The sequence below is a fragment of the Amycolatopsis sp. NPDC102522 genome (genome assembly GCF_055584485.1).
In genome coordinates this window covers 93682-109520 of record NZ_JBVJLY010000011.1, presented here as the reverse complement: position 1 = coordinate 109520, position 15839 = coordinate 93682, and the positions used below count along the sequence as shown (strand labels likewise).

Below are 15839 nucleotides of genomic sequence, written 5' to 3'. Positions count from 1 at the left end.
GTGGAACACGACGACTTCTCCCTGCGACGGGTACCCGCCGAACGCCGCTACTCCTGGGTTTCCGTCGCGCTGCAACGGTTCGGGCAGGTGTCCTCGTTCCACCAGTTCCTGCTCGGCGCGGTACTCGGGTTCGGGATGACCTTCTGGGACGCGGTACTGGCCATCACGATCGGTTCGGTACTGCTGGAGATCATCACCATCCTGATGGGCATCGCCGGCACCCGGGAGGGGCTGTCGACGTCGGTGCTCGCGCGCTGGACAGGCTTCGGCACCGGCGGGTCCTCGCTGGTCGGGCTCCTCATGACGCTGAGCCTGGCGGGCTGGTTCGGGGTGCAGAACGACGTGTTCGCCCACGGACTCCACTCCCTGATGGGCGGTCCGCCGGTGTGGGTGTGGGCGCTCGCGGGCGGGGCGCTGGTCACCGTGATCGTGGTGTTCGGGTTCCACGCGATGGCCTGGACGGCGTACCTCACGGTGCCCGCTTTCCTCGCGCTGGCCGGGTATTCGATCATCTCCGCGCTCGACGGCCACGCGCTGTCCACGCTGGTGGCCGAGCCGCCGCCGGGGCCCGCGATGTCGCTGGCGCAGGGCACCACGCTGGTGGCAGGCGCGTTCATCATGGGCGCGATCATGACCCCGGACATGACCCGGTTCAACCGGACCGCGTCCGACGTGGTGAAGCAGACCCTGGTCAGCGTCACCCTCGGCCAGTACCTGATCGGCCTGATCGGGGTGCTGCTCGCGCACGCGGCGAAAAGCGCCGACGTGGTCGGGATCATCACGTCGTCGTCCGGGGTGCTCGGCACGCTGATCCTGGTCACGGCGATCCTGAAGATCAACGACTGGAACCTCTATTCGTCCTCGCTCGGGCTGGTGAACACCGTGCAGGTGCTGCTGTCCCGGCGGCTGGACCGCACCACCGCGACCCTGCTGCTCGGCGGTCTCGGCACGGCGCTCTCCGCGATCGGCATCCTCGACCACTTCACCACCTTCCTGACCTGGGTCGGCGTACTCACCCCGCCGGTGGCGGGAGTGGTGATCGCCGAGTACTACGTGGTGCGGCGCTGGAAACCGGACCTGGAGGCCACCCGCGCGTCCGGGGAACTTCCGCAGACCTGCCCGGCCTGGGTTCCCAGTGCGCTGATCTGCTGGGTGGCCGGGGCCGCGGTGGGCATCTGGCTGCCGTGGGGAATCCCCACGGTGAACTCCGTTCTCGGTGCTTTTCTCCTGTATGTTCTTCTCGGCAGACGGACCACGGCCGCGGCGGTTCCCGCGGCGATGACTTCTTCCGGCGGGTCGAAAACCCTTTCGTGACAAAGGAGTTCGACGTCGTACAACTGGATGTCCACCACCTGCGGGTGATCAGGGCGATCGCGGACACGGGGAGCCTTTCCCGTGCCGCGATCGCTCTCGGTGTCACCCAGCCCGCGGTTTCCGCGCAACTCAAACGGCTGGAGAACATGCTGGGCTACCAGTTGTTCGATCGGCGCGAGGGCGGTGTGAAGCCGACACCGATGGGCGAGCTCTTGTTGCGCCGGACAGCCGCTTTGCTGCCACAGCTGGACAAACTGCTCGAAGACATCGAGCAACGAGTCTGTCCCAGCGGCCCGCCCGATGTCGTCCGCGTGGCATCGGTGGCCAGCGCGCTGGTCTCGCATCTGCCGTCACTGGTGGCCAGGCTGTGGCCGGAGGTCTCCGAAGTACAGGTCGTGCACGACGACCACCCCGAGCGGCTGCTGCCGCTGCTGGCCCAGCGGCGCGCGGAATTGGCGCTGGTCAAGGACTATCCGGGCCACGAGCTCGAAATCCCCGCGAACGTGGACACCACGGTGGTGGTGACCGAGCCGACTTTCGTCCTGCTGCCGAAAGATCATCCACTGGCGAGCCGGGAAAGCATCGACCTGCGAGAGCTGCGAGACGAATCGTGGGTGATGGTGTCCGACTCTTCGGCGGCCACGTTCACGAAGTACTTCGCCGACACCTGCGCGCGGCACGGCTTCAGCCCGACCGTCGCCCATCAGGTGACTTCGCAGCAGGTGGCACTGCTGGTGGTCAAGGCCGGCGCGATCGGCCTGTCGCAGCCGATCTGCGATCCGTGCGACAACGGCATCGTGACGCGCCCGCTGCGCGGGGATGTGTTGCCGCGCAGGCATGTCCTCGCCTGGAACCGGGAGACCTTCGTGGCGGGACGGCAGGAGGAGCTGATCTCCGCCGTGGTCGAAACGTACTGGGCCGAGGCGAGGACGGCGCCGGTCTACGCCGCGTACCTGGACAGGACTCGTGAGCGGTAAAGGACGTGACTCGCGTGATCAGACACGGATCTCGCGTGTTTAAACGCGAGATCCGCCTCCAATCACGCGAGTCACGTCTCCAATCACGCGAGATCCGGGTCTGATCACGCGAGATCCGCGTCAAGCGCGGTCTACTGCCCGGGGTAGAGCAGCGCGTCCGGCGGCCGCACCGTGCCGTCCAGCCACGCGTGTGTGAACTCGCCGAGGTCGCGCTGCGTCATCGCGGAGACGTAGAGCTCGAAGTCGTGCCAGTTCTGGTTCCCCTGCGGGTTGATCATCGGGAAGCCCGCCATGATCTGGAAGAACGCGTCCTCGCCGATCAGCCGCCGCAGCGCGTGCATCATCAGCACGGCCTTGGGGGTGGGCGCGAATTCGGTCCCCTTGCCCGGATCGGTGAGCTTGGGCGCCCAGAAGGCCGGGTCCCCGCTCACCTTGGCCACCGTCTCGCGGTAGCGCCGGTCCAGGTCGGCGCCGTTCTTGGCCTCGTCCCACAACCACACCGCGTACTGCGCGACGGACTCGGGCATCAGCGTGTCGCGCCACATCTTGCCGCTCACCCCGGCACCCCACCATTGGTACGCGGTGGCGTACACGAGATCGGCGACGGTGGCCGTGCGGCCGTACACCGGCCGGGTCTGGGCGCCGTGCGTGTAGCCGAGGGAGCGGTCGAGGAACAGCCCGCCCGCCGCCGATTGCGGGTAGTCGCCGAACTTCCCGGTGAGGAACTCCAGCACTTCGGGCAGCCGTCCGCCGATAGCCCGCTTGTCGACGGCGCACGGGTGGTACGCGTTGATCGCCGTCCGGCCACCGGGAAGCGCGATCTTCTCGACCTCCCAGCGCCCGATGCCGAGCATCGCCGTGCTCGGCGCGAGGGCGGTGTCCTCCGACCAGGTGACGGTGTGCCGCCCGAAGCCCGCGGGCACGTCGGAGACCTGGAAACCGTTGCCCATCACGGAGAATTCGTCCAGGACGGTGACGGAGACGCGAAGGGTCGCCTTGTCGACTTCGGTGCCGTTGACCGGGAACCAGGTCATCGCCGACCGGGGCTGGCCGGTGGCCACGGCGGAATCGCCGGAGGCCGCCAGCCAGCCGACCCGGCCGCGCGCCGTGGTGAGCGGCTCCGGCCGCCCGTCGTAACCGACCACCACGGTGAACCGCTTGCCCGCGGCCAACGGGGTCTTCGGGGTGATCACCAGCTCGTGTTCGCCCACCCGCCGGAACGTCGCGGCCACCCCGTCGACGCTGACCGAGCGCACGGTGAGCCCGCGCAGGTCGAGGTCGAACCGGCTCAGGTCCTGGGTGGCTGTCGCGGTGATCGTCGCCTTGCCGCTCAGCAGCATCGAGTACGGCGCGTAGTCCAGCGCGAGCGAGTACTTGTCGACGTCGTAGCCGCCGTTGCCGTCCTTCGGGTAGTAAGGATCGGGGCCGAGGACGGTGCCGTCGGGCGAGACGTGCACGTACCCGTCGCTGCCGGGTGCCGGCTGGGCCACCGCCGAAGCCGGGCAGGCGCCGATCATCGTGGTGGCGAGCAACGCGGTGCACAGTGGCTCCTGCCACCGAATCCGCACGGTCATGAACGGGCCTTCTCTCTGCCGGGGAGGATGCCCGGTCATCGTGCGTACGTCCGCGTCGCGCGCGGCACTGCCAGCCGGTCATGCCACGGGGTTATCCCGGCCGATAACGCCGCGGCATGACCGTCGGGGACTACCCGCGCCGCGCGGGGGAAGAGATCGTCCAGGCATGCTGCCCTTCCCGGCGCTGCTCGCGCTGACGACGACGGTCTTCCTCGGCTGCCTCACCGAAGTGCTGCCCGCCGGGCTGCTGCTGGGCATGTCCGCGGAGCTGGGTGTCTCCCCGTCGGCCGCCGGGCAGCTGGTGACGGTCTACGCGATCACCACCGCGCTCACCGCCATCCCGCTCACCGGCGCGACGCTGCGGGTGCCGCGCAAACGCTTGCTCCTGGTGCTGATCGCCGGTTTCCTGGTCACCAACCTGGTGATCGCGGTGTCCTCGTCGTACTCGCTGATCCTCGCGACGCGGGTCGTTTCCGGCGCGCTGACGGGGGTGATGTGGTCACTCGTCGCCGGCTACGCGATGCGCCTCGCCCCGCCGGGACTCACCGGGCGCGCGCTGGCCGTGGCCATGTCCGGCACCCCGATCGGCTTCGCGCTCGGCGTCCCGGCAGGGACCGCGCTCGGCGAACTGGCCGACTGGCGCTGGGCGTTCGCCGCGATGGCGCTGATCACCGTGCCGCTGCTGGCGTGGGTGCTCGTCGCGGTGCCCGCCGTACCCGCGGATCCGGCGGGGCCCACCCGGCCGCTGGCCGCGTCCCGGCTGCCGGGGATGCGTCCCGTGCTGGCGACGGTGGCGCTGTTCTCGTTGGGGCACAACGTGGCCTACACCTACATCGGCCCGGTGCTCGCCGGGCTCGACGCGGCGCCGATGCTGGGCGCGGCGCTACTGGTGTTCGGCTGTGCCACGGTCGGCGGGCTGGTGGCGGTCGGCTCCGCGCTCGACCGTCATCCCCGCGCCGTCTTGGTGTCCTGCACCGCCTTGACGGCCGCCGCCATCGTCCTCATCGGACTCAGCGGCGGCGTCCACGGCCTGGTGCTGGCCGCAGCCTGCCTGTGGGGCCTGGCGTTCGGCGGCGCGCCCACGGCGTTCCAGGCCGTCACCGCCTTGATCGCGGGCCCCACCGCCGACGCCGCCCAGTCGCTCACGATCGCGGCCTGGAACGGCGCCGTCGCCGGGGGAGCCCTCATCGGCGGCCTGCTGCTGCCGCTGGGAACGTTCCTGCTCCCTTGGTGCGCCGCCTTCGTGGTCCTCTTGCCGCTGCTGTTCAGCCGGCGAGTCGTGCTTTCAGCGCCCGCGTATCGGTGCCCGACCGGACGATGAGCGGCCAGACGTCGGAGCCGAGGAACCCGGTCTCGTCGGTCGCCGCGGTCGCGCCGCAGGCGTCGCGTTCCAGCCCGTTGCGGGCCGCCAGCGCGGCGACGGCATCCTTTGTGGACTGTCCGAAAAGGCCATCGACGGGGAGGGTGAAACCGCGTCCCCGCAGAAGTTCCTGCGCCACCCGCACTCGCGGTCCGGAGTCGCCCGGTTTGAGCAGCGGCCACTCCGGCAGGTCGGCCTTCGGCGACGCGGAGCCCAGCAGCTTCCCGACCGCGGTGCGCAGTTCCGGAAGCCGGTTGTACAGCACGGTCCCCGGACACTCGGTCGAGTTGAAGTCCCGGTGCCCCTTGATGAACTCCGGCGAGATCCCGTACTGCGAAGCGATGTACGCGACCATCTTCACCAGCGAGTCCCAGAGCGCGGGTGTGACGTCTTCCTTGCTGTAGAGGCCCTCGTTCTCGATCCCGATGCAGGTGCTGTTGTTGTTGCCCACGTTCGCGCCCAGCACGTGCTGCTTGCCGCCACGCAGGATCTCCAGGCTGCGATGCCGCCCTTCGGTGATGTGCCCGCCGCGACTGTTCGTGAACTGCTGGCCGCTGTCGACCCAGCCACGGGTGTCCATGTGGAAGTTCTGGATCGAACGCGACGCCCAGTAGGCGTGTTCGAGCGTGTAGTCGGTGACGTTGCCGGGATCGACCGTGTGGTGCACGACGATGTACGTCGGTTTGTGGTTCTGCACCTCGATCGCCCCGTTCGGCGGCCGGGCACCCCAGGCCGCCGTGTCGTGGATCGTGGGTTCTTGTGCTGCCCCGGGCGCCGCGGCTGCGGCGGAAATCGTTGTCGTCCCCAGTAGCCCGACGGCGCTTACCGTCAGGCCGCCCTTGAGCGCGGTACGTCGGTCGAAGTCGGCCACGGGCGTAACTCCCATCATGCGCGTTGGCCGGAAAACTAACCCGCCATCGCGCCGATGACAACCATTGACCAACTTTTGTCGTAATGCGTTAGTGTTCACCAGGGAGTGCGAACAGGCCGTCCCCGGTCTGTTCGAGCAGGCCGTCGACCAGCAAAGAGTCGAGGCAGCGGTCGCGCTGCCCGGATTCGTGCCAGACGAGATCGAGCCGCGCCTTCTCGACCGGGCCTTCGGTGCCGCGCAGGACGTCGAGCAGCAGCCCGCGCACCTGGCGATCGGTCCCGGCGAATTTCTGGACCTGTTTCGCAGGGCCGGCGTAGGCGGGTTTGCCCGCGTGCTGCCAGGCGCAGTCGTCGTAGATCGGGCAGTCCGCGCACTGCGGCGACCGCGCGGTGCAGACGAGCGCGCCGAGTTCCATCAGCGCCGCCGAGAGTTTCGCGGCGGGCGCGTCCTCCGGCGGCAGCAGCGCCTCGACGTCGGCCATGTCGCGGGTGTTCGACGGCGGTCCGGCGTCACCGGCGCCGTGCACCGCCCTGGCCACCACGCGCCGGACGTTCGTGTCCACCACCGGCGCCCGCTTGCCGTAGGCGAAGGCCGCGACAGCGCGCGCGGTGTACGCGCCGATGCCCGGCAACGCGAGCAGAGTGTCCACATCGGACGGGACGACGTCGCCGTGTTCGGCGGCGATGACGGCCGCCGCGGCGTGCAGCCGCAACGCGCGCCGCGGGTAGCCGAGCTTGCCCCAGGCGCGCACGACCTCGCCCTGCGACGACGCCGCCAGCGCCGACGGAACCGGCCAGCGCGCCATCCATTCGAGCCAGATCGGCTGAACGCGCGCGACCGGCGTCTGCTGCAACATGATCTCGCTGACGAGTACGCCCCAGGCGGTGCACTCCGGCTCACGCCAGGGCAGGTCGCGCCCCACTTCGTCGAACCACTCGGTCAGCACATCCGCGTCGACGCCCACTGGGCCAGCTTAGGGAAGCGCGCTACGCGATCTCCGTGAGGTGTCCCGTCTTCACGTCGTAGACGAAGCCGCGCACGTTGTCGGTGTGCGGCAGGAAGTCGCTGCGCCGGACCCGCTGCACCGACCGGCGCACGCTGTCCTCGACCTCGCGGAACGCCTCGACGGCCCAGGTCGGACGCAGTCCGGAGGCCTCTTCGAGTTCGTCCTTGAAGTTGTCCTCGGTCACCATCGAGAGGCCGCATTCGGTGTGCTGGACGATCAGCACCTCACGGGTGCCCAGCTTTCGCTGGCTCAGCGCGAGCGAGCGGATCATGTCGTCGGTGACGACACCGCCGGCGTTGCGCAGGACGTGAGACTCGCCCTGCAGCAGGCCGAAGATCTCGAACACCCGGATACGGGCGTCCATGCAGGTCAGTACCGCCACCTGGAGTGATGGCCTCGGGGACGAGCGGTCACCAGGAGTGACGTCGCCCAGCTCCTGGTTTCGCTTGAGAAGTACGTCGATGGAGGTCACGTGACCATTTGAACCGACACGCTCGGTGAGAGCAACGTTTTACGGGCTACATCACGGCCCGAACCAGCGTTCTTCGGCCGTTCGTGGCGGTGCCGACGTGCGGCCGACCCGCAGTTCCGTCTGCAGGGTGATCACCTTCGGCCCGACCCGGTCGGCCGAGCTGAGCAGCAGTTTTCCCGCCGCCTTGCCCTTCTCGAGCACCGGCTGGTGGACCGTGGTGAGTCCGGAGCGTTCGGCCTCGGTGATGCCGTCGAATCCGGTGACCGTCAGATCCTGCGGCACGCGCAGCCCACGGCGTTCCGCTTCGGCCAGCGCGCCGAGCGCGAGGATGTCCGAAGTGCAGATCACGGCTGTGACCTGCGGATACGCGTCGAGCAGCTGACGCGCGGCAGACGCGCCGTCGTCCACTGTGTGGTCGAAGCGTTCGACCACCGGCACCGTCGCCCAGTCGACCCCGGCCGCCGAGAACGCGGCGGCCAGCGCCTCCAGCCGGATCCGCTGGACGTGGAAGTGCGCGGCGCTCTGCCGCTGGATGGAGACGAAGTCGTCGTTGCGCTCGCGGGCCAGCCGCATGCACAGCACGCCTATCTGCCGGTGACCCAGCGAGATGAGGTGCTCGGCCATGGCGGTGACGGCGGCCGCGTCGTCCGGGCCGACCCTGTCGACACCGTCCACGCGCGGCTGGTCGACGATCACCGTCGGCACCGGGCGTTCCAGTACGGCGCCCAGATGCGGGTCGTCGTCGGGCACCGAATAGACGACGAAACCGTCGACACCGGCGCGGTGCACGGCCGCGACGTCCTCGTTGCCGGGGCTCGCCGGGACCAGGTGCAGGCCGACGCCCGCGTCTTCACACGCCAGCGCGAGTCCTTCGAGCACGCCGACGGCGGCCGGATCGCGGAAGGCGTAGGAGAGGTTTTCTGTGAGCAAAAGACCGACAGCGCCGGCCTTGCGCGTCCGCAGTGAACGGGCTACCGGGTCCGGGCCCGGGTAGCCGAGGCGCCGTGCGGTCTCGAGAACACGGCGGCGCAACTCAGGGGACAGCTGGTCGGGTCGGTTGTAGGCGTTGGAGACGGTGGTCCTCGACACACCGAGCTCCGCGGCCAACGACGCCAGTGTCGCCTGCCTCCTGGTGCGAATAGGACGGCCCATCCGCAAACCGTAACGGTTCAGAACGTTTTGCAGAAGCATCACCCGACGTGTGGCAGGTCTCGATTCAGAGTGACCCTGGGTACAGCTCACACCTGGACAGCGGGTTCCGTCAGCCGGATGGGGTACAGTTGAATCTGACAACGGTTTCCATTACCCGGCATCTGGGACACCTGGCCTGGGCATCCGCAGGAGTGCAGTAAATGAATTCCCGCCGTACTAAGAGTGTTTTCGCGGCCGTGTCGGCCCTGGCCGTCCTCGCGCTCGGCGCGACGGCTTGCGCGTCGAGTGACAAGGCGTCCACGGGCTCCGGTTCGCAGAACGCGTCCGCCGCGAACCCCGGCGGCGAGAAGATCAAGGTCGTCGCCTCGACCGACGTCTGGGGCAGCGTCGTGACCGCAGTCGGCGGCGACAAGGTCGAGGTCACCTCGATCATCCACGACCCCTCGGCCGACCCGCACTCCTACGAGACCACCGCGAGCGACGCCATCGCCGCGAAGAACGCGAAGCTGGCGCTGTCCAACGGCGGCGGCTACGACGAGTTCTTCTCCAAGCTCGCCGACCAGGCCACCGGCGCGCGGAAACTGGTCGCCGTCGACATCGCCGCGACCGGCAACGAGAACGAGCACGTCTGGTACAGCCTGCCCGGCGTCGAGAAGATCGCCGACCAGGTCGCCGCGAAGCTCGGCGAGATCCAGCCCGCGTCGAAGGACGCCTTCACCGCCAACGCGACCGCGTTCAAGGGCAAGACCCAGGAACTGCTGAAGAAGGTCACCGGGCTGGGCACCTCCGGCAAGGTCGTCGCGACAGAGCCCGTCGCGCACTACCTGCTCGACAGCGCGAAGGTCACCGACGCGACTCCGCCCGCCTTCGCCGCGGCCGTGGAAGCGGAGCAGGACGTGCCCGCCGCCGCGCTCAACGAGGTCAAGCAGCTGATCTCCGGCAAGCAGGTCAAGGCCGTGGTCAACAACGCGCAGACCACCACCCCGGTCACCCAGCAGATCGTCGGCGACGCCAAGAGCGCCGGGATCGCCGTCGTCGACGTCACCGAAACACTTCCCCAGGGTGTGACCGACTACATTGCATGGATGACCAAGGCAGTGGACGCGCTGGCGGGAGCACTGAAGTAGTGAGCTCCGTACCTGCCGAGGCGCGTCCCGCGGTCCGTGTCCGCGGGGCGAGCCTCGCGTTCGGCACCAGGACCCTCTGGTCCGGGCTCGACCTCGACGTCGAGCCCGGGGAGTTCCTCGCGATCCTCGGGCCGAACGGCTCCGGGAAGAGCAGCCTGCTCAAAGTGCTGCTCGGCCAGCAGGGACTGCCCGAGGGCACGGTCGAGATCGCGGGGCGGCGCCCCGGCGGGCAGAACCGGCGGATCGGCTACATCCCGCAGCAGCGCGCCCTCGACGAGGGCCTGACGATGCGCGGGGTGGACCTGGTCGGCCTCGGCCTGGACGGGCACCGGTGGGGGACGGGGCTCTTCGGGATTTCGAAGCGACGTCAGCTGGTGGCGCGGGCCATCGAGGCCGTCGGCGCCCAGGCGTACGCGAAACAGCCGGTGGGGCGGCTTTCCGGCGGCGAGCAGCAGCGGCTCCGCGTCGCGCAGTCGCTGGTCGGCGACCCCGCGGTCCTGCTGTGCGACGAGCCGCTGCTCTCCCTCGACCTCGCCCACCAGCGCGCGGTCAGTGAGCTGATCGACGAGCGGCGGCGTTCGGCGGACACCGCCGTCCTGTTCGTCACCCACGAGATCAACCCGATCCTGTCCTATGTGGACAGGGTGCTGTATCTGGTGAACGGCCAGTTCCGGGTCGGCAAGCCGGACGAGGTGATGAACTCGGAGACGCTGTCCGAGCTGTACGGCACGCGGATCGAGGTGCTCAAGGTCGGCGGGCAGATCCACGTCGCCGGGGCGCAGAGCGCGCTGTGCGAGGACGAACCCCACCACATCGACGAACAGGCCAGTTAGCGGAAGTGGTAGACGAAGTGAGGTCATTCGTGCGGCCTGGACCACACGCAGAACCCGCCCCGGCCGGAGGCCCCGCGATCGGGGCGGCAGGGCGCCTTGGCGAATCAACGCGCTTGATGACGCGAACTCGCGCCCTGGCGACGCGATCGCGGTCGCGGGTTCTCGGATAAACGCCGTGGACAAGATGTTCGACTTCGCCCTGACAGGCGAACTCCTCGGCCTCGACTTCGTACAGACGGCGCTGCTCGCCGCCGCCGTCCTCGGCCTGGTGGCGGGCGTCCTCGGCCCGCTGGTGGTCATGCGGCGGATGTCGTTCGCCGTGCACGGCACCGCCGAACTGGCCTTCACCGGCGCGGCCGGCGCGCTGCTGCTCGGCGTCGGCGTCGAACTCGGCGGCCTCGCGGGCGCGGTCATCGCCGCCCTGCTGATCGGGATCCTCGGCGGCCGCGAGTCCGAACGCGACTCCGTGATCGGCGTGATCCTCGCCTTCGGGCTCGGCATGGGTGTCCTGCTGCTGTCGTTCTACGAAGGCCGCAGCGCCAACAAGTTCGGCATCCTCGTCGGGCAGATCATCACCATCGACTCGACCAACCTGAACCTCCTCGTCGGCGCCTCGGTCGTCGTCCTGGTGGTGCTCGCGGTGATCTACCGGCCGCTGCTGTTCGCCACGGTCGACCCCGCTGTCGCGACGGCGCGCGGTGTCCCGGTGCGGCTGCTTTCGCTGATCTTCGCGGTGCTTGTCGGCATTTCGAGCGCGCTCGGTGTGCAGATAGTCGGCGCGCTGCTGGTGGTCTCGCTGATGGTGACCCCGGCCGCGGCGGCCGCGCGGGTCACGGCGAGCCCGTGGAAGGCGACCGTGCTGTCGATCGTGTTCGCGGAGATCGCGGCACTCGGCGGGATCATCCTCTCGCTCGCGCCAGGGAAGCCGGTGAGCGCGTTCGTCACGACGATCTCGTTCGTGATCTACCTGGTCTGCCGCCTCATCGCGTGGCTGCGCGGGCGGAGCACGCGGGTCCGCGTCGAGCCGACGGCGACGCCGCAGCCCGCCTTGCGCTAGCGGATCGGGTGCTCGGCGAGCGCCTTCTTGACCGCTTCGAGGAAACCGGGGTCGATGAACGCGAGCTGCCCCCCGGCCACACTGCGCTCCACGGCTTCGAGGACCACGACGTTCGCGTTCACGAAAGCGTCGACAGCCTCGGCTTGCGACGTCTTCTGGGTGAAGTGCGCCAGCATCGTCAGGTTCGTGAAAGCGCCCGAGAGATACCGCGAAGACGCCTTCGTGAACGAGTCGCCGTAGATCAGGACCTTCTCGTCCACGGTCCCGATCAGCGGGCTCGCCGTGCGGTACACCGGCCGGTCGATGTCGCCGTTGGTCTCGCCCGCGCGCTCGACCAGGCCATCCGGGCGGAGGCTGTACATCGTGTTCGTCTTCGTGCCCTGCTTGCTGATCAGCGGCGGCAGGTCCGCGACGGCGTCGTACTGCCCGACGGGAACGCTCACCCAGGTCTGCGTGACACCCGGCTTGATCGCGTTCGCGATCGCGCGCGTCATCACCAGCGCGCCCTCGTCGGCCCAGTGCGTGTCGTTCGGCGGGTAGACCGGCCGCTGCACCCGGCCCTCGGACGCGCGCAGTTCGGGCCGCAGGTCGATCGCGCGGGCGTCCTTGAGCATCCGGTGCCAGGTGGTCGCCTCGGCCGACCGCGAGCAGTCGCGGCCGGGATAGGAGTCGGGCAGGAACTGCGGGACCATCGTCGACTTGTCCGGCGCGACGACCAGCTCGAACCGCCTCCCGGACTGCTCGACCGCGCGCCGCAGCTCGTTGATCTTGGCGATCGTCTCGGGCAGCGGGCGGGACGGATCGCATTTCGCGTCGGCGTCGTAGCCGTAGTACAGCCAGCCGTCGCGACCCTGGACGACCCGGCGGTAGCCGGACGCGGCGTTCGGCGTCGGGCCCTGGGTGGGCGCGGTCTTGGACGGCGTCGGCGCCGGCGGGGCGGGGATCGGGCCCGCCTGCTGTTGCGGTGGAGGCTGGTCGAGCGGGGCACCTTCGCCGAAGATGCCGCGGCTGATCGCGTCCGCGGCGGTGATCGCGCCCGGCCGGAACGACAGCTGGTCGATGGCCCAGGCGGGCATGTCGGTGAAGAAGCCCCAGCCCTTGTCCAGGCCGGGGAAGCTCGCGAGCTTGTGGTTCTCGATCTCGCCCGGCCGCACGCCGAACACCCACAGCAACGCGGGGGTGGTGAAGAACAGCAGAGCGCTGATCAGCGCGGTCAGCTGCCTGCCGCCGTGGCGGGGACGGTGCAACGCGTGCTCACGCGGAAGCCACGCCTCGTGGACGGCTGGCAGCTGCTGGGGTTCGGACGCCACCCCTCCACCGTAATCACCCCGTGTCTCCCGCAAGTGAGAACACCTCACTTCCGCCCCCACAGATCGCGTTTAGCCCGCTAAACGCAGGTCCACGGCCCCGGGGCGCCCACCCGCCCGGATCGCGTTTAGCCCGCTAAACGCGACCCGTGGGCGCTCGGGGACCTCCGGGGCATGGCACCCCCTCGGGATGCGGCCGCCGACCCCGCCCGACCTGCGTTTAGCGGGCTAAACGCGATCCGGCGTCAGTGGAGCATGAGGAGGACCTGGAGCTCGCCGACCAGGAAGCCGATGAGCCCACCGACCGCGATGAGCTTCCACTCGTCCTGCCGGAACGCCGGGCGCAGCAGCCCCTCGAACTCCAGCGGCGTCAGCCCGAGCATCCGGCGTTCGACGATCTTCGCGACGTCCATCGCCTCGGTCAGGTAGCCCTCGGCGTGGCGGATTGTCGGCGGCAGCCGCTCCAGCGCCGTCCGCGCGGCCGCCTGTTTGATCTCGCGCAGCCGCTGCCCGCCGACGGCCATCGCGACCATCGGTTTCGCGACACTCGCCTGCTCGTCGACGGCTTGCGCCACGAGCCGCTCGACCAGCGCGTACAGCCGGTCCGACCGCGGTCCGCGCAGGACGGCGTCGAGCAGGTTCGGCACGGTGAGGATCTCGTTCGCGATCATCTCGCCGTACTGACGCGCGACCTCGGCCCGCCGCCGCTGGAACTTGCCCTGCAGGATCACCCGGCCGACCCGCACCGGCTCGCGCGGCACGAAGATCAGTTTGATCGCCAGCCAGTCGGTGAACAGTCCGATGCAGCCGCCGAAGATCGGCAGCACCCACGGCTCCTTCGTCATCGCCCAGACGATCGCCTGCACGACACCGAGCCCGAAGCCGAAATAGATCCCCGTGCGCGCGATGAACGCCATCTCCGGTCGAGACGTCTCACGGATCAGTCGGACGAGCAGCTTCTTGTCCCTGGTGAGCCGCTGCACGGTCATGTGCTGGAAGTCGAGCACCTCGTCGAGGTTCTCGGTCATCTCTTCCATGAACTCGCGCACCAGCCGCGGCGTCGAAGACTGGACCTGCTTGATCAGCAGCTCCTGCGCCATCGTCGGCATGACTTCCCAGAGCCGGGGATGGTGCTTCTCGAGCACTTCGCGGGCGACCTCGTCCACGGCCTTCAGCAGCGGCTGCTCGATCTCGCGCGTGATGATCGCCGGGTCGATCCGGCGAAAGACCTCTTTGACGTCCAGCAGGTTCGACGTCAGCAGTTCGGTCGCGACCGCGGCCATCCGCCCGCCGTGCTTGGGCACCACGCCCTGCCAGCCGAGGAACGGTTTGATCCCGGCGAACTCCAGCGGTTTGAACATCATCTCGATAGCGACGCGTTTGGTGACGTAGCCGATCAGCGCGGCGATGAACGGGATCGCGGCGTACAGCCACCAGTGCCGCGCGAGGTCTTCGAGGACGGCGTCCATAGGACCTCCTCGTTCGAACACCGGGGGAGGGGAAACCGTATCGGTTGGCCGTCAGTGAAGCAGCAGAAGTACCTGAAGTTCACCGACAAGGCCGCCGATCACCGCGCCGACGGCGATCAGCTTCCACTCGTCCTGCCGGAACGCCGGACGCAGCAACTGCTCGAATTCGAGCGGGTTCAGCTGCCGCATTCTGTCCACAATGGTGTTCCGGACGTCGAGCGCGTTGACGGCGTAACCCTCGGCGTGGCGGATCGTCTCCGGGATCCGGGCCGCAGCCTTCGCCGCCGCGGTCTGTTTCATCTCCTGGAACTTCCTGCTCCCGACGGCCATCGCGACGAACGGTTTCACGACGCTCGCCTGCGCGTCGATGGTCCGCTGTACCTCGCGGGTGATCATCGTGAACAGCTTGTCCGACTTCGGTCCGCTCAACACGGCTTCGAGCAGGTTCGGGATGGTGATGATCTCTTGCGCGATCATGTCGCCGTAGTCGGCGGCGACCTGGTCCTTGCGTTTCTGGAACACGCCTTGCCAGGTGTAGAAGCCGAAGAACCGCTTCGGCTCACGCGGCAGGAAGATCATCTTCAGGGCGATCCAGTCGGTGAACCAGCCGATGCCGACGCCGAACAGCGGCAGCACGATCGGCGACTTCGTCAGTGCCCAGACGAGCAGCTGCACGCAGCCGAGGGAGAAACCGAACACGATCCCCGACCGCGCGATGAACCGCATCTCCGGTCGCGAGATGTCGCGGATCAGCCGGTTCAGCAAGGCCTTGTCGCGGACGAGGTTCGTCACGACCATGTGCTTGAGGTCGAGGACGTCCTCGATGTTCTCCGCGATCTCGCCCATGATCTTCGTGATCGCGCGCGGCGCTTCGGCCTGTACTCGTTTGAGCAGCAGTTGCTGGGCGGTGTTCGGCAGCACTTCCCACAGCCGCGGCTGGTACTGCTCCATCACCTCGCGGGTGACGTCCTCGACGATCCGCAGAAGCGGCTGCTCGATCTCCTTCGCGACCTGCGCCGGGTCGAGCCTGGCGAAGATCTCCTTCGGGTCGACGAGGTTGTTCGTCAGCATCTCGGTGGCGGTGGCCGCCATCCGCTCGGCGTTCGCCGGCAGCACCCCCTGCCAGCCGAGGAACGGTTTGACACCGACGAATTCCACCGGTTTGAACATCATCTCGATGGCGACGCGTTTGGTGACGTAGCCGATCAGCGCGGCGATGAACGGCATGGTGACGTACACCGGCCAGTGCTCGCCGAGATCGGCGATGACGGCGTCCACTTTCCAGCCCCTCCCGCGTCTTGCTTGAGGGGAACCTAGCCG

At 68.7% G+C, this 15839-nt stretch carries 14 protein-coding genes; 6 read left to right on the top strand and 8 right to left on the bottom strand.

Features of this window, described 5'->3' with window-relative positions:
• Positions 1 to 1314, top strand: a complete 1314-nt coding sequence (locus ACZ6YV_RS25150) for a purine-cytosine permease family protein (protein WP_465511955.1) — start codon at positions 1 to 3, stop codon at positions 1312 to 1314.
• On the top strand, positions 1311 to 2291 hold the full coding sequence (locus tag ACZ6YV_RS25145; RefSeq protein ID WP_465511954.1) for a LysR family transcriptional regulator: 981 nt from the start codon (positions 1311 to 1313) through the stop codon (positions 2289 to 2291). Before ACZ6YV_RS25150 ends, ACZ6YV_RS25145 begins: the two co-directional genes overlap by 4 nt.
• Before the next feature lie 131 nt (positions 2292 to 2422).
• Here ACZ6YV_RS25145 and ACZ6YV_RS25140 read toward each other — a convergent pair whose 3' ends face one another.
• Positions 2423 to 3865: a M1 family metallopeptidase gene (locus ACZ6YV_RS25140; RefSeq protein ID WP_465511953.1), complete on the bottom strand. Its 1443-nt coding sequence runs from the start codon at positions 3863 to 3865 to the stop codon at positions 2423 to 2425.
• Between the two features lie 166 nt (positions 3866 to 4031).
• On the opposite strand from ACZ6YV_RS25140, the gene ACZ6YV_RS25135 reads away from it, so the two are divergent.
• A complete protein-coding gene (locus ACZ6YV_RS25135; RefSeq protein WP_465511952.1) occupies positions 4032 to 5186 on the top strand; it encodes an MFS transporter in 1155 nt (384 codons plus the stop codon).
• Here the strand turns inward: ACZ6YV_RS25135 and ACZ6YV_RS25130 are convergent.
• The 4 genes from ACZ6YV_RS25130 to ACZ6YV_RS25115 form a co-directional block, all read right to left on the bottom strand.
• The gene (locus ACZ6YV_RS25130) at positions 5131 to 6096 is read right to left on the bottom strand and encodes a peptidoglycan recognition protein family protein (protein WP_465511951.1); all 966 of its coding nucleotides are present in this window, start codon (positions 6094 to 6096) and stop codon (positions 5131 to 5133) included. The genes ACZ6YV_RS25135 and ACZ6YV_RS25130 overlap by 56 nt on opposite strands.
• Positions 6097 to 6184: 88 nt before the next feature.
• A complete protein-coding gene (locus ACZ6YV_RS25125) occupies positions 6185 to 7060 on the bottom strand; it encodes an HhH-GPD family protein (protein WP_465511950.1) in 876 nt (291 codons plus the stop codon).
• Between the two features lie 22 nt (positions 7061 to 7082).
• The gene (locus ACZ6YV_RS25120) at positions 7083 to 7574 is read right to left on the bottom strand and encodes a beta-class carbonic anhydrase (protein ID WP_378239416.1); all 492 of its coding nucleotides are present in this window, start codon (positions 7572 to 7574) and stop codon (positions 7083 to 7085) included.
• A 51-nt stretch (positions 7575 to 7625) separates the two neighbouring features.
• Complete coding sequence (locus tag ACZ6YV_RS25115; protein WP_378239417.1) at positions 7626 to 8726, bottom strand: LacI family DNA-binding transcriptional regulator; 1101 nt, start codon at positions 8724 to 8726, stop codon at positions 7626 to 7628.
• A gap of 200 nt (positions 8727 to 8926) precedes the next feature.
• Between ACZ6YV_RS25115 and ACZ6YV_RS25110 the strand changes: the two genes are divergently transcribed.
• The 3 genes from ACZ6YV_RS25110 (at position 8927) to ACZ6YV_RS25100 (ending at position 11743) form a co-directional block, all read left to right on the top strand.
• A complete protein-coding gene (locus ACZ6YV_RS25110) occupies positions 8927 to 9853 on the top strand; it encodes a metal ABC transporter solute-binding protein, Zn/Mn family (RefSeq protein WP_465511949.1) in 927 nt (308 codons plus the stop codon).
• Positions 9853 to 10686, top strand: a complete 834-nt coding sequence (locus tag ACZ6YV_RS25105) for a metal ABC transporter ATP-binding protein (RefSeq protein WP_378239419.1) — start codon at positions 9853 to 9855, stop codon at positions 10684 to 10686. Before ACZ6YV_RS25110 ends, ACZ6YV_RS25105 begins: the two co-directional genes overlap by 1 nt.
• A 175-nt stretch (positions 10687 to 10861) precedes the next feature.
• On the top strand, positions 10862 to 11743 hold the full coding sequence (locus ACZ6YV_RS25100) for a metal ABC transporter permease (protein WP_465511948.1): 882 nt from the start codon (positions 10862 to 10864) through the stop codon (positions 11741 to 11743).
• Here the strand turns inward: ACZ6YV_RS25100 and ACZ6YV_RS25095 are convergent.
• From ACZ6YV_RS25095 to ACZ6YV_RS25085, 3 genes are all read right to left on the bottom strand, one after another.
• Positions 11740 to 13053, bottom strand: coding sequence for an alginate O-acetyltransferase AlgX-related protein (locus ACZ6YV_RS25095; RefSeq protein WP_465511947.1), 1314 nt, complete (start codon positions 13051 to 13053; stop codon positions 11740 to 11742). The genes ACZ6YV_RS25100 and ACZ6YV_RS25095 overlap by 4 nt on opposite strands.
• Before the next feature lie 242 nt (positions 13054 to 13295).
• Entirely contained in the window at positions 13296 to 14519 is a 1224-nt protein-coding gene (locus tag ACZ6YV_RS25090) for a DUF445 domain-containing protein (RefSeq protein ID WP_465511946.1), read from the bottom strand.
• Between the two features lie 51 nt (positions 14520 to 14570).
• A complete protein-coding gene (locus tag ACZ6YV_RS25085; protein WP_465511945.1) occupies positions 14571 to 15797 on the bottom strand; it encodes a DUF445 domain-containing protein in 1227 nt (408 codons plus the stop codon).
• Between the last annotated feature and the right edge of the window lie 42 nt (positions 15798 to 15839).